The sequence below is a fragment of the Brevibacillus brevis genome (genome assembly GCF_001039275.2).
Taxonomy (GTDB): Bacteria; Bacillota; Bacilli; order Brevibacillales; family Brevibacillaceae; genus Brevibacillus; species Brevibacillus brevis_C.
Window position 1 is genome coordinate 5,472,493 of record NZ_CP030117.1, and the last position, 14,144, is coordinate 5,486,636.

Here is a 14,144-nt window from a genome sequence, read left to right on the forward strand (position 1 = left end):
GGAGAACGAATTCCTGTTCGCTCTACAAAACATGCTGCATCCAAATATTCGGCTCGATATATACCACTTCGTCCTTTTCCACGTCAACCTGCACGGGAACTAATGCGTCTGGAATGATGTACGATCCGGACTCGGGGAATTTCATTCCTGTCCAGCTTTCCCAATCTTTCAGATTTCCTCTGATCAGCATGGATTCCGGCGCCACCTGCATGATCGTCGCTCCCAGTTTCCAATGCGTGCGCACCCACGGATCAAACGGAGCGTCATCGGCCGTTTTCCACTGAACATACTTGTCCATTGGCGTGAGCGGGTACTTGTGCTTGAGCGATGGACGTACAGGTGCAACCAAGTGCACCAAGCCACTTTCCTTGGCGATATCCTTCATCGCTGTAACCATCTGCTTGCTCAGACCGAGTCCGCGATAGTGGGGATCGATGGAGATGGAGAGTGCTGATAACGCGTTTGGCTGCTTTTCTTGGCGGTAGTCTTCAATCCCTTGCAGAAATACATCATCCCAGCCTTTTGGCAGCCCTTCCGCAGTGCCATCCCAATAAAATGGAATCGCATTTCCTACAGCCATCAGCTTGTCAGCCTCGTCCGTCAGCATGAATTGATATGAAGAAAACCAGTCATACAGATGACCGTAATATTCATTAGCCACTTCGTCATTCAGCATGAAGGCAGACCAGCTTGCTTCGATTAGTTCATCAGCTTGATCGTTTAAATCCGATCTTTGTGCGAAAGTGTAGATGTTGTATGACATGCTTGGAATCCTCCTACGAACTCAGATGTCTAGCTTCTCATCCATCCTATTCGATTTTCTTCGACATTTTCCTCTTGCGGCGTGTCACACAATCTCCCCCTACCTCGTTATATGGTCAATTCCAAACGAGGAGCTGATTGGCATGAAAGAACGAACATGTGTGATTGTCGGAGGCGGTTACGCAGGTATCCACGCACTAAAAACCGTTCGCGATACGTGCAAAGGACTTCCGATCCGCTTCATCTTAATCGATAGAGAGCCTCATCACCTTCGCAAAGTCCTGTTGTTCAAACCGGCTGCTACCAAAACAGATATCTCGATTCCGCTAAAAAGCCTGTTTCCAGACGGCGTCGAATTCGTCCAAGGTACAGTCACATCGATCAATGGGAAGGCGAAGACCCTCTTATTCCAAAACAAAAACGGCCAAGAACAAGCGTTGCCCTACGACATGCTCATCCTGGCAGTAGGAAGCGTCATTCGCCAACCGGAGCCAGAACAAGGTGGCATCGCTTTGACGGGCATTGAGTCGGCCGAGGCGATTCGGGATAAGTGGCTTGCCAACATGCGCCAAGCTGTTCATGAGAAGCAGCCATCCGAACGAGAGCGATTGTTGACGATCGCCATTGCGGGAGCGGGTATCAGCGGGATGGAGACCGCTGCGGAGCTGGCTTTTGCTATGCGCGAGGAAGCGAAGAACCTCGGCATTCATCCTGATGAAGTCAAAGTCTATCTCATCAACGCCCAAAACCGATTGTTTACGGAAGGTTCTGCCAAAATGGGGCGCAAGCTGGAGCGTGCACTCACGGATGGCGGCGTAATCATTCTCCATGGTCAAAAGGCCCTTCATGAGCGGGACGGAATGCTGACGCTAGCCAGTGGTCGCACGCTTGCTGTCGGGCTGTGCGTCTGGTCGCTCGGACTCTTGCCGAATCCCGCATTGCGCAGCATGGGCTTGCCACTGACCACATACGGACAGGTGGTCGTCGATGAATCCTATCGTGTAGCGGGAATGCCGGGAGTGTACAGTATTGGCGATTGTGCACACATCGTTGATCCAGCCAGCGGGCAAGCGGACACGATGACATGCAGGGAAGCCTCCGGCCAAGCGATACGTTTGGGCAAAATTGTACTGGCTGACTTGGATGGAACCCCTGCCCCCACACACAAAAGCTTCATGGACATTTACTGCGTCGGACTCGGCCCTGAACGCGCAATGGTTTGGACGAGAAAATGGGGACTCGATATCATTTTGACAGGGAAATTGGGGTGGAAGCTTCGCCAGCTCACATGGAATATTGCCAGCATGATAAAATAGGAAAAAATAGGGACGTACGAAGACAAAAGAGGAAGTGACACAGCCATGGAGGCTCTGTACAAACAATACAAGGGGCTCATGTTCCGCCTCGCCTATCAGATGCTCGGTTCGGCCACGGATGCGGAGGATATCGTGCAGGACGTATTCGTGAAGGCCTATGATGTCTCGCTGGAACAGATGACCGAACCGAAGGCCTACCTGTGCAAAATGACCACAAACCGTTGCCTCGATTTGTTAAAATCGGCCCGCAAAAAACGAGAACGGTATACTGGGCCATGGCTACCAGAGCCCATCTCTACCCCTGATGCAGACAGCTATGATTCTGTCATTACCAAAGATTTACTATCTTACGCGATGCTCGTCCTGTTGGAGCGGCTATCTCCTCCAGAACGAGCGGTATTCGTCCTGCGGGAAGCCTTTGACTTCCAATATGACGAGATTGCCGAGCTGGTTGGAAAAACCGAAGCGAATTGCCGCAAGATCGTTAGTCGGGCTAAAAAGAAAATGGGGATTGACCCAGAGGAACCCAACTTCAACCAAGAAAAAGAGCTCGGCGAAGAATGGATCAGCCGTTTTCTGTCTGCGCTGGAGCACGGAAATGTCGAAACATTGCTTACTCTGCTTGCCACAGACGCAGTCATGCTCTCCGACGGCGGCGGCAAGGTCACCGCAGCCCTGCATCCGATCTTGTCTGGCGAACGAGTGGCTTCCTTCTTACTCGGCTTGATGCGCAGCTTCTCGAAGCGTTCAGATTTCTCTGTAGAGCTCGCACCTTTAAACAACCAGACCGGGTTTGTGATCAGACTGGACGGCAGAATCGACACCGTGGTGTTTTTGCATATCGAACAAGGAGTTATTCGTAACCTCTACTTTGTCAGAAACCCTGATAAGTTAAGATTCATCGTGTCGTAATCGGCTCCTTCCCAGCAAACGAATCACACAAGAATCTCACAAACAAACCCTCTTTCATTTCATAGTGAAGGAGGGTTTTGTTTCGCTTCATTCGCGTTCTAAAAAAGTGTGGTCAAAATAAGTTTTGAAATTCGGATACAAAAAGATCAGTGATTCTTTCAATTCGTTGCGTTCTGTATTTTCTTCATCCATTTCAAACAAAATTTCATGGTCAATTTCATAGATTCCACACTTCTCTTCATCCGGACTTTCTTGTAAATCGATACATCGTAGTTTGCCGTACTCTGCATCCCATGAAAAAGGAAGGTAACCTAGCTTGCAAAGCAATGGATTGTACATATCCTTTATACGGTCGAATGGCTCATCCATCCCTTGTTCAGGAATGACGTCGAAATAATGATGGTAAGTAGAAATAAAGGCTTTATACCACTCTGGAAATTTTAGCCCAAATTCTTCTTCGAGCGCTGCGACATCATCGTGACTTACGCTAGAAGGAACCAGCTTCCATCTGGACCATTCTTCATCGACATCAGCTACCTTCATGACATCAGGGACGTCTGGTCGCATCCATCTGCAAAAGCCCTCCTCTGTCACTTGGTTATATCGGGCATAGTAAGCTTCAAAACCATTCTTGATATACTCTCCTATATCCATTAATAAAGCCTCCTTTTTCCTATAGCAAGTCTGTTCCCCATAATCGTTTTGTTTCTATGAGCACTTCATCCTGAAATTCCATTTTGTATATATCGGGCTTTGACGTCTCCAATAAAAACTCCAAGTCGTACTGAGGGTCAAAGTAACCCATCATCAATGTCATAACTGCGCCATGCGTTCCTATTACAACTTTCTGTCCGCGATATTGTTCCAAAATCTTTTGCATCGTTCTTACCACACGATTCTGGCAAATTCGAATAGATTCCCCCCCAGGCAGCGAAAAGTCTGGCTCAGAAAACATCTTCTTTACTAATGGGTACAATTCGTTATCGGACATAATCTGATCATTTTCAATAAAAACGAGCTCTCTCAACTCTTCAAAAACGACGATCTCTTTCCCTACGGACTGTGCGAATTCTTCTATTGTTGCCATTGCCCTTTTATACGGACTCGAAATGAACGCATCTATCCCCTCGTCTTTCAATATGTGAGTGATGATATGGGCATCTGACCTACCTTTTTCCGTCAGCCCGCGCGTTCTCTCGTCTCCTTCGGTTTTCAGTGATTCTCCGTGCCGAACCATATAAATAAAGGTTTTCATATTTATCCTCCCTTGGACTTCTATTAGTGATGTTCTATATATACGACGAAACCCCCTTTCCATTTTTCACTAGAAAGGGGGGCCACTCTTAGATTTTGAACCTGTGGACGATCTCTTCCATCATCTGCGTCAAGCCGACATTTCTCTCTGAAATAGCAGCGACCTGTTGGTTGTTATCCGCAATAATGCGAGATTGCTCTGTAATCGCCTCTACACTGTGGGCACTTTTCTCCATGGAGTTTGTCACTTGCTCTACGACAGAAACCACACTGCTGATTGTGGAATTCAACTCTTCAAAAGAGGCATTGAATTCAGCCAGCAACGTATAGAAACGGTGTGCATCCAAATTGTACTTCTCCGATGTTTCCATCATGCTATCATAGTCAGGACTAACCTGTGTATCGATGAAATCCAATACACTCGACGAATGAGTCGCCAGATTGTCTACGGATTCACGCGCGACCTGGATAATGCGTTGAATATCAATCACGACCTCAGACGATTGCGTCGCCAGTCTGCGTATCTCATCCGCTACGACAGAAAACCCTCTACCGCTGTCTCCCGCACGTGCAGCTTCAATCGCCGCATTCAATGCCAACAGATTCGTCTGCTCAGAGATTGTGAGTATCGCCTCGGCCAACAGGTTGATTTTTTCCATCGATTCCTTCGAGTCGGTGATCGCAACTTCTGTTTGTGCCTTTACATTCATATAGAGCTCTGTCGTCATTTTATCCGCAGCCAATGCATGTTCCCGCAAAGCAGTTGCTCGCGAGCTGACATCCTGTGCGGTCGCAGCCGCTACTTCTGTTCTTTTCGTAATCGAGTGAATGATGGTCTCCATATCATTCAAGGTCGCATTCATCTCTTCTGTGGCCGCCATCGTCTCCTGCATATGGGCGAGCAAGATGCCCGTAGCCTCCGCGGTTCCGCTGGACTGCTCGCTTACTTTGTTGGTAGATTGCTTCGCGCTCTGCGCATTTTCAGAGACCGAGTGAGACACGGCTGCCAGCTTGCTCACGACCTCTCTTAATTGCTCACGCATGACAATGATCGACTGTGCTGTCAATCCTATCTCATCCTGCGTGCCCTGCTCGTTTACCGCCATTTTTTCCCGCAAATCAAATTGGGCCGTCTGCGTAATGATCTCCCTCATTTGATCAATCGGGCGGGTAATCCAACGACTCAGCAGGAAGGAAAGAAGCAACGCTCCTGCCACGGAACATACCAGCTTCCAGACAACGGACTCCAGATTGTCCGCCAGCTTCTGGTTCAGCTCTGTATTGTCATACACAATCTTGATAACACGTGATCGGCTGAGATCATTGGGATCTTTGCCTAGCTTGTACGGTACGAGGCGATAAGTGAGATCTTTCTCTTCTGTTTTTTCATGAAACTCTCTGATCTCTTGAGATTGGTATGCTTCCGTAAAAATCGGCAAGTGACTTTCGATCACCCGCAAGGCTTTCCCGTCGCTCCCTGTTCTCCCCAAAGCATAACCATCATGAGAAAAGACCAGAATGTCTTTTACCATGTCGTATTTCTCCGTGATCCCCTGCGACACAGCCAAGAAATTAAAGGTCTGGAAAAGAGCGCTATCCTGCAAATTCACACTGACTTCAAACAGGTACTTCTGGTCAAACGTAGGGAGATAAGCGAACTTTTTAATTTGACCTGTATTGACGGAAACCTCCATGCCATCAGAAGAAAACTCAGTTCCATCGATCCGCTTTTTCAACAGCTCCGTAAATGCCCCGGCATTGCTGAAATCAAGTCCAATATCGGTTTTGACGCTGGAATGAACGACCTTGATATTTCGGTCAATGATGAAAATATCCATCCCATACTGCTCACGCAGGGCTGCATAGTCCCACGACCCCACCGCTGGATTTTGCCGATAGTTGTTCGTTAACACTTGCAGTGTTTGCTGCATCCGGGTTTCCATGTCTTTCTCAAAAACACCGTATGCCATATCCACATTTTTCACTGCATTCGTGACATGATCCTCTACCAGCTGGTACTGTATCGCTTGGTCAGAAATAATATTCGCCTTGAACTGAACATAGTCAATAATAGACAACACAATGGCTACCAGCATCGTAAATAAAGAAATCATCAAGGTAAGCTTAGTACGAAAAGACATCCACATTCGTTTCATAAGTCTGCTCCAAGAGGTTTTATTTTTTAACATAACTTAACATAATTTACCACATCTTAACTTGTCAATCCTTTCATGAATTTACTGTATTTTGGCAATATACACACTAGGATTTACCATTAACACCGTGCTTATAGTGTCAATGAACACCGTATGAACTTATGCCCAAAACCGCACTGCACCGCCATTTGTTATGTTAAAATCGGCTCGAACAAAGATGTGCAAAACGTATGTAGGAGGACACCCACATGCAAAATCGTCAAAATGAAATTATTATTCCTGAAAATCCTGTTTCACACTTCCTGTTCACCAGCACAAAATCGGCTGCGATCTGGTTACTCATCAGATTGTATGTCGGCTATGCATGGATTACTGCCGGATGGAAAAAAGTCCAGTCCGATAGCTGGACTGGAGATGCAGCTGGCGGCGCAATTCAAGGGTTCGTAAAAGGCTCCCTGGCAAAAGCAGCCGAAGGAAAGGACGTAACAGGGTGGTACGCCTGGTTCCTGGAAAATATGGTATTGCCAAATGCCAAGGTGTTCGGCTTCCTCGTTGCTTGGGGTGAGGTACTGGTCGGACTCGGCTTGATCCTCGGCTGCCTGACAGGGATCGCAGCGTTTTTCGGCGGCTTGATGAACGTCAGCTTTCTGTTCGCAGGAACGGTCAGCACCAACCCACTCCTTTTTGTTTTTGCCACTTGGCTCGTTCTGGCTTGGAAGGTTGCGGGCTGGTATGGTCTTGATCGCTGGGCGCTTTCTTATCTCGGAACACCTTGGACGAGAAAATCGCGCGATGGTGTTCTGCCGATGAACAAGTAATCCTTACTTTAACTCTCTAATGACAAAAGCCACCTTTTGCGGGTGGCTTTTGTCGTCCCTTCAGCTAGATAGTTAATGAAGTAACGGACAAATTGTATGAATTTATTCCGAAAGGTAACCGAGATTTCTAGTGAATATTTATACATTGTGTTGAATGACTGTCTGATTGCTGTGCATTATTCTTTTGAGGAACTGTAAATTTTCTTATTTTTCAAATAATTAAACAGGAGGACTGTATGAACAAGTGGCTACTAGGCATTTCCACTGCTGTTTTGTTGTTTAGTCTCTCAGTCGGCTGTAGTTCGAAGCCCGCCGATAATATCCAATCCCCTCCAGCGGAAACAACTGCAAAGCCTACTACTTCAGAGCCAATGGTCTTGCAATGGAGCATTACCGGGGAGCCATCTACGATGGATGCCGGCATCGCAACAGATTCGACCTCCATGGACATGATCAATCTCACCTTCGAAGGACTGACCAGCGTCGACCGTCAAGGCCAGATGATCAACGCCATCGCGGAGAGCTACACGCACACTCCTGACTTCACTCATTTTACTTTTACCATTCGAAAGGACGCGAAATGGAGCAATGGCGATCCCGTTACTGCTCACGATTTTGAGTACGCCATCAAGCGCAATCTCGACCCCAAAACCGCTTCCGGCTATGCGTATCAGCTCTTCTATATCAAAGGGGGCGAGGATTTTTATTCTGGAAAAGGCAAGCCAGAAGACGTCGGGGTAAAGGCAAAGGACGACTACACACTCGATTTCACCTTGCGCTCACCAACACCGTTTTTCCGTGAACTGACCTCATTTACTACCTACTACCCGCTTCATAAAAAGACCATCGAGAGCAACCCCCAGTGGGCAACAGAAGCCAAAACAATTGTCGGCAATGGCCCGTTTATCATGGATACGTGGGAGCATAAATCCAAGCTCTCCTTCAGCAAAAGCCCTACTTATTGGGACAGCGCCAACGTCAAGCTAGACCAGATCCATATTGTCATCATCGAGGATAACAACACCGCCCTGTCCATGTTTGAAAATGGCGACCTGGATTGGGGAGGCTACCCTTCCTTTGGCTTGTCGCCGGATGCGGTCGGTCAGATCAAGGCAGAGGGTAAGCTGCTCGTCGCAGATAACCCCGGCACCAAAGCCGTCATCTTCAATACAGAGAAGCCCCCGTTCACGAACAAAAAAATTCGCCAGGCGTTTTCGTATTCGATCAACCGACAGCAATTGGTGGATAACATCCTACAGACTGGTGTTCCGCCCGCTTATGGCTGGGTTCCCGTTTCCATGGGATTGAATCCGGACGGCTACTTTAAAGAGGATGTGGAGAAGGCGAAGCAGCTTTTGGCGGAGGGCATGAAAGAGCTCGGGCTGACTCAATTCCCTAAAGTCACGTACTACTACGACACCGGAGAAACGGACAAGAAGCTGGCTCAAGCACTCCAGGACGAATGGAAGAAAACATTGGGGGTCGACATTGACATTCGCACCTCAGAATGGAAAGTGTTCAACGAGGATGTCCAAAATGGCAAATACGACTTCGGCATCTGGCTATGGGGAGCCGATTTCAACGACCCAATCAATTTCCTCGAAATGTACAAGGACTTGGGGGGCAACAACGTCGTTCGCTTCGAGCACAAGGAATACCGCGATTTGCTCAATAAGAGCTACTATGAGACCGACGAGCAAAAGCGCAAGCAACTGTTGTTTTACGCTGAAAGAATTCTCATGGAAGAAATGCCGCTGGCACCGCTGCACTTCCGCGGTAATGCTTATGTGAAAAACGACAAGGTGAAGGACTTTGTGATCCTCCCTCTCGGCGGTTCCTACTTTAAATACGCGTATATTGAAAAATAATAAAGCGCGGGCATCGTCTCTATGCGAAACAGATAGAGAGAGATGCCCGCTTCTTCAATCACAGATACCTAGCGATAATTTGAACTAACTTTGCAGGGAACTCATGTAAATTGGTGATATCCAAAAATCTTTCATTCCCATAGATTTCACTTATCACATCCTTGTCTTGACCAATTGCGGCTGCAAGAAAGGTAACTCCTTTTCGTTCATACTCCTGTAAGGTCTGTTTCATATCTGTAATCGCATAACTTCCAGTATAGTCATCCATTGCCTTCGGTTGTCCGTCACTTATGCTAATCAACAGTTTTGTCTTTTGGGGAGAAGCGGCTAATCTTTCCGCCATAATTCTAAGAGCCATGCCATCGCGATTATTCCTTCTCGCATGAATCCTCATTAACCTGAAGCGATCATTGGCATCCGCTTTATCGTAATCGGCATAGGCAAAGATCGACATTTGCTCCAATCTGGAAACATCCGCAGTATCGCCGTAGATCAAAATGGGGATATGACAAAGCTGACAATATTCATATACGGCGATCACTGCTCGTTTTGCTGCTTCTAATCTCCCGTAAGCTGACATCGATGCGGATTCATCGACCCTAAGACCAACCACAAGAGAAGGGGATTCCGTTGGAGGACGTTTCTTGGCAAAATACTTGTAATCCCTGTAAGCAACGCTGTCTGCTTGAAATTTGCTGCCATAGTAACGATTCCTCGCAAAGTCGGAAGAGATCTCATGTTCCAGGTACGGAAGTGTCTTTCTGGCAATCTCTTGCACGATCGGCATGAGTCCCTGACAAAGACGAACATATTCCTGTTGGTTTTCCTCATCGTAGTCTGGACGGTAAACAAGGAGCTTTACTTTTTTATGAATCGAATCAGAAATGACCTCTCTTGCCTCTCGATTCAGCTTTTTACGGAAATCGCGTTCCTTTTGTTTCGCTTCCTCTGACATGGATTCAGGATTTGCCTGATGATATTTGGGAGAGCCATCTTCTCCCAAGCCTGAGCGTTCCATATGGGTAGCATCATCAGAGACACGGGAAGAGCTCTCGTCACTATTGGCATACTTCTTCAATGCGATTCCTTTTTCCTCTCCATGGTTGTCTTTGCCAAAATCAGTGTCGTCTATATCTCCCCATGTCCTGATCTCTACGGCGTCGTCAGATTTTCGTTTTTTTTTAACTCAATCTCGGCTTCTTCCAAGCTGGCAAACAAACCATGATTTTTTAGTGCTTCTTCCAAAAGCTTTATTTCTTCCGAGTCGGTTGTTATCTTGTAGATGACCTTATGATAAAGGGATTCTTTTGCGGAAGCTCCTCCGGCAATCGCATCTGCCCAGTAGAAAAAGGAACGCATTCCAGCCACGCCCTTGATCGCATTGGCCCGCGCTGTTCTGTCTAAAACCATAATCATGTCCGCTAAAATACCCAGCACCTTTCCATCTTGAAAACCAGTTTTGGCCATGACACGTTCGATCATGATTTCTTTGGTCGGCAGGTCCATCTTTTCCGTATGCTGAACCCTGTCGCGTAGCGCTTCGTTTAACGGCCTGGTTCCCGCATAACTACGGTTTGCTGTGATAACCGCGATGAAGTCTGGGTGCCTGCGTATGATCTCGGTGGGTAGATTGATGCTGCCATCCAGCTCCAGGGCAGAGTTTAATGCCATTAACACCGCAGCATCACGAATAACGTTTGGCTCTTGGATTTCAAGCAGGTAACCCTTTTGATAGGCTCTGACGATTTCGGAAGGGTAAAATCGGTACTCAATCGCTTCGCCATCGGTGTTTTCCGTTGCTGCAAGCTTCAGTAATTGCTTCATCTTTAAAGCTGCCTGTTCCTGTGTAATTCCCAGTGCGTCCATTACAATTTCAGCTATGCTTTGAAGCCCATCGCTTTCATATAAAGCTTTCCATACCGCTTGCTCGGCAGGCTCCATTTCCTCTAGACGTTCAGAAGAAATGACCGGCAAAATAGCGCCAATAATATCCGATTTATCCATATCGGCAAAACAAGTCACTTTCGTATACGGCAGCCCGAAATTAGCCGATAATGCTTTGGCTAGTTGTGTTTTCCCAGAGCCGGCGTCACCTTCTAACAGTATATTGGCGATTTTCATTTCCCCGCGATGCCAGTTGCGTTTGATTTCTTTACTAATGCGCTGTTCTTCTTCACTGACCTTATGAGTGGATGGCTTTTTCCAAACAAGCTTTTTTTCTGCATCCGTCAACTGTCTTTCGGGTGACAAATCATATTTTTCATTTTCCGTCATCACATTTCTACTCCCCTCATAGCGCTGGGCCACTCAGATCTTTGCTCTTTTTCTCAACAAGAAGAGGAAGCAGCAAAGACGCACCGATTATAATCAAAACACCGCTCACCACATATACCGCAACCAGCGAGAACGTCTCCTTCAGATAGCCGGATATAAACATGCCAATCACCATCATTCCCATAAAAACAGGCATGATCGTACCAGATACCCGACCAATAAATGCCCCTTCTGTGTTCCGTACAAGCAGCGTCTGGATTCCGCTTTGAATACAAGGAAAAAAGAAACCGCTGATCACTAATAGAGCGATGGTTAGCCAAATCATAGTAGACGCACCTATTCCCATCGTACAAACGGCCGAGACAAGTAAGCCTATCATGAGCAACATCTGTGGCCTCACCTTTTTCGCTATCCCGATTATGATAGCTCCTCCTGCCAGCATGGCTGCACCATTGGCCATAACCAGCCACTGCAAAAATTGTTTGTCCTGTCCCAAATTCTCGATGACAAGGAAGATTTGAAGCGGCTGTGTCAGACCTGACGCCAATCCGACAGCGGAGAAAGTCAAACAGAGTGTTCGTAAGGAGTGATTGGACCCGATATAGCGCATCCCAGCCTTCAACTCCATTAGGAAGCCGCCGGCATCGTCAGACTTCGGTTCCTCCGCGTCACGGGGAAGCGTCGCTAAGATAAGAGAAGACCCCAGGAACAGAACGGCAGTCAAAATCAGAGAGACTGTAATTCCAAACTGGATGAAAATAAACGTGCCGATGACCGGACCTAATACCGTAAAGACAGCGACAAGCGTTTGGGACATTGCCATCGCGCCTTGCAGTAGTTCAGTTGGCACATGACGCTTGTACAGTTTCATGGCCGAGGGTTGGGAAAATTGAGACAGGCTGGCGGAAATAAATGTTCCGATGAGAAGTGCGATCCATCCACCATTCATGAGCGCAAGCAGCACAGCCCCGACGGACAGGGCAGACAGCAGATCGCTCCAAACCATTGTCCGCTTCGGCCGCCATCGGTCGGCAAAGGTTCCGCCAATCAGGCCGAATAGAAAAATAGGTGCGAATTCCGCAACCGAAATCAGTGATACATAAACCGAATTGTTATTCGTCAATTCGCTAACGAAAAGAAGAACGGCATAATTCCGGGTCCAAATCCCCAAATGCAGCAGCACGCGGGAGAGGACAATCGTTCGAACATAAACATTGGAAAACATTTCAATACCCCATATCCTTTAATAGTTTTGATAATGTGCGCAGACGTTCGCTGATCATCTCATCGTCATAGCTCAGCGCTTGGCTGAACAGCTTGATATCTTCATGAAGAGTCTCGTTATCCGTACATATCGCCACGTTCATTGCATCCCCTTGCAGAGCAACCCGGTCGATGACGGGCTCTTGCGGGTCATAATAATGCTCATATCTGTATGCGTCGCGAAAATGGGCCAAAGACCGACAAATCAGTATGGACATGTCAAGAACGCGATGGAGCGGCATTTCCTCCGACTGTTTTGACCATTCTTCTCCCGTGTATCTCCATACCTTGGCGGATAGATCAACCTTTCTTCTGGAGCTGCCCTCTGCCACTCCCAGAGAAAGTGCTTTTGCATCTGTGTTCCTGGCTAATCGGCCATCAACACGCTCATAGTTATCCGACACGACAACAGGCTTATGGTTCAAGTTCGTCGATATTTTCATTTTCTTTCCCTCTTTTCGTTGATTATTGTTCTTTCTTTTTTTCCTGGTGGTATCCGCGCTCTCCGTACGGCTGGAGCTGGTCGAGCCATTTTTGTTCCAATTTTTTCAGCGCATCTTTTTCATCAAAGAATCCGTCTTCCTTCTTTTTCAAAACCTCCAACACTTCAAAGACGAATGCCTCTTCTCCGTACTCATTCCATTCCCGTTGAAGCTGCTTGTTTATATGCGAACCCATTTTGAGAGTGAACAGCTTTCCGTTCATCGTCTTGAGGTTGCGGGTGCCACTGATCCAGATTTTTTGATTTTCGGTGTTTTTGATCTGATACACCCCTGCCTGCGTTTCCGATTCTTTATACAGTTGTTTCAGTTCTTCTCGATTCATCGTTTCTCCCCCACTTTTCAGCAACCGAATCAAATAGACAAAATAAGTTTTTGTTTATTATTTAATAAACATAATGATCTATCGTCTTTTATTTGTCAAGCACACAAAAAAACACCGGAACATGTCCGGTGCCTAATTTGGGTTGGGTTACAACGAGTACAAGGCCAATGAATCTCCAACAAACAATAGATAGAAATGTCTATACTTATGCTTGTTAGCGAATTCCCTTCTATAACGTTTTCACCATATAGTAGCGATCGTTTCCACTTCCATATTCCGCAATCCGTGTCTCGATAACCGCAAAGCCTGCTTTTTGATAAAGTCCGACTGCTCCAGTATTATCAGGGCTTACGGTTAGGCAAATCTGACGAAACCCATCCTCACGCAGTTGCTCCAGCAAATGGTTCAAGAAAGAGAACCCATACCCCATCCCTTTACGATCTGCTCGGATGTAATACCCATACATGTAGCACTTGTCCGGCTGACGGAAATCCCTCAAGAGCTGGCATACCCCGACAGGACACTCCTCCTCCGCTTCCATGAAAAGTGCAACGCAGCCATGTCTCGCGAGTGGCACGAGCACCCATTCATCAATCGCTCCATGTACGCCAAAAGCCTCCTGCTCCATAGCCTTGATCATCTGAAGCTGGCTTTCTGTCAATGCCTCGACGATTTCTACGCGCGTATTTTGCATTC

Annotated in this window: 14 protein-coding genes; 4 read left to right on the forward strand and 10 right to left on the reverse strand. The window is 47.1% G+C overall.

Going from position 1 to position 14,144, the window contains the following annotated elements; translation table 11 throughout:
- Positions 1–22 precede the first annotated feature (22 nt).
- Positions 23–763 (reverse strand): GNAT family N-acetyltransferase, encoded by a 741-nt coding sequence (locus AB432_RS26495; protein ID WP_048034844.1) that lies wholly within the window; start codon positions 761–763, stop codon positions 23–25.
- A 142-nt stretch (positions 764–905) separates the two neighbouring features.
- Here AB432_RS26495 and AB432_RS26500 point away from each other — a divergent pair, with 142 nt between their 5' ends.
- Positions 906–2,078 carry an NAD(P)/FAD-dependent oxidoreductase gene (locus AB432_RS26500; protein WP_048034845.1) on the forward strand — a complete coding sequence of 391 codons (1,173 nt, stop codon included), beginning with the start codon at positions 906–908 and terminating at the stop codon, positions 2,076–2,078.
- A gap of 45 nt (positions 2,079–2,123) precedes the next feature.
- Positions 2,124–2,990, forward strand: coding sequence for an RNA polymerase sigma-70 factor (locus AB432_RS26505; RefSeq protein WP_048034846.1), 867 nt, complete (start codon positions 2,124–2,126; stop codon positions 2,988–2,990).
- An 87-nt stretch (positions 2,991–3,077) separates the two neighbouring features.
- On the opposite strand, the gene AB432_RS26510 is transcribed toward AB432_RS26505, so the two are convergent.
- The 3 genes from AB432_RS26510 to AB432_RS26520 all read right to left on the reverse strand — a co-directional run bounded on the left by AB432_RS26510 (position 3,078) and on the right by AB432_RS26520 (position 6,400).
- A complete protein-coding gene (locus AB432_RS26510) occupies positions 3,078–3,644 on the reverse strand; it encodes an SMI1/KNR4 family protein (protein WP_048034847.1) in 567 nt (188 codons plus the stop codon).
- Positions 3,645–3,663: 19 nt separating this feature from the next.
- Positions 3,664–4,245 (reverse strand): histidine phosphatase family protein, encoded by a 582-nt coding sequence (locus tag AB432_RS26515; protein WP_048034848.1) that lies wholly within the window; start codon positions 4,243–4,245, stop codon positions 3,664–3,666.
- Between the two features lie 88 nt (positions 4,246–4,333).
- Positions 4,334–6,400, reverse strand: coding sequence for a methyl-accepting chemotaxis protein (locus tag AB432_RS26520; RefSeq protein ID WP_048034849.1), 2,067 nt, complete (start codon positions 6,398–6,400; stop codon positions 4,334–4,336).
- Between the two features lie 248 nt (positions 6,401–6,648).
- Between AB432_RS26520 and AB432_RS26525 the strand changes: the two genes are divergently transcribed.
- Positions 6,649–7,218: a DoxX family protein gene (locus AB432_RS26525; RefSeq protein ID WP_048034850.1), complete on the forward strand. Its 570-nt coding sequence runs from the start codon at positions 6,649–6,651 to the stop codon at positions 7,216–7,218.
- 236 nt (positions 7,219–7,454) lie between these two features.
- Positions 7,455–9,086 (forward strand): peptide ABC transporter substrate-binding protein, encoded by a 1,632-nt coding sequence (locus AB432_RS26530; protein ID WP_048034851.1) that lies wholly within the window; start codon positions 7,455–7,457, stop codon positions 9,084–9,086.
- Positions 9,087–9,144: 58 nt separating this feature from the next.
- On the opposite strand, the gene AB432_RS26535 is transcribed toward AB432_RS26530, so the two are convergent.
- The 6 genes from AB432_RS26535 to AB432_RS26560 form a co-directional block, all read right to left on the reverse strand.
- Positions 9,145–10,164 carry a vWA domain-containing protein gene (locus AB432_RS26535; protein ID WP_048034852.1) on the reverse strand — a complete coding sequence of 340 codons (1,020 nt, stop codon included), beginning with the start codon at positions 10,162–10,164 and terminating at the stop codon, positions 9,145–9,147.
- Between the two features lie 74 nt (positions 10,165–10,238).
- Positions 10,239–11,360 carry an AAA family ATPase gene (locus AB432_RS26540; RefSeq protein ID WP_048034853.1) on the reverse strand — a complete coding sequence of 374 codons (1,122 nt, stop codon included), beginning with the start codon at positions 11,358–11,360 and terminating at the stop codon, positions 10,239–10,241.
- Between the two features lie 16 nt (positions 11,361–11,376).
- Positions 11,377–12,585, reverse strand: coding sequence for an MFS transporter (locus AB432_RS26545; RefSeq protein ID WP_048034854.1), 1,209 nt, complete (start codon positions 12,583–12,585; stop codon positions 11,377–11,379).
- A gap of 1 nt (position 12,586) precedes the next feature.
- Entirely contained in the window at positions 12,587–13,066 is a 480-nt protein-coding gene (locus AB432_RS26550; protein WP_048034855.1) for a DUF6530 family protein, read from the reverse strand.
- 22 nt (positions 13,067–13,088) lie between these two features.
- On the reverse strand, positions 13,089–13,448 hold the full coding sequence (locus AB432_RS26555) for a GIY-YIG nuclease family protein (RefSeq protein WP_048034856.1): 360 nt from the start codon (positions 13,446–13,448) through the stop codon (positions 13,089–13,091).
- Between the two features lie 229 nt (positions 13,449–13,677).
- Positions 13,678–14,142 (reverse strand): GNAT family N-acetyltransferase, encoded by a 465-nt coding sequence (locus tag AB432_RS26560; RefSeq protein ID WP_048034857.1) that lies wholly within the window; start codon positions 14,140–14,142, stop codon positions 13,678–13,680.
- Between the last annotated feature and the right edge of the window lie 2 nt (positions 14,143–14,144).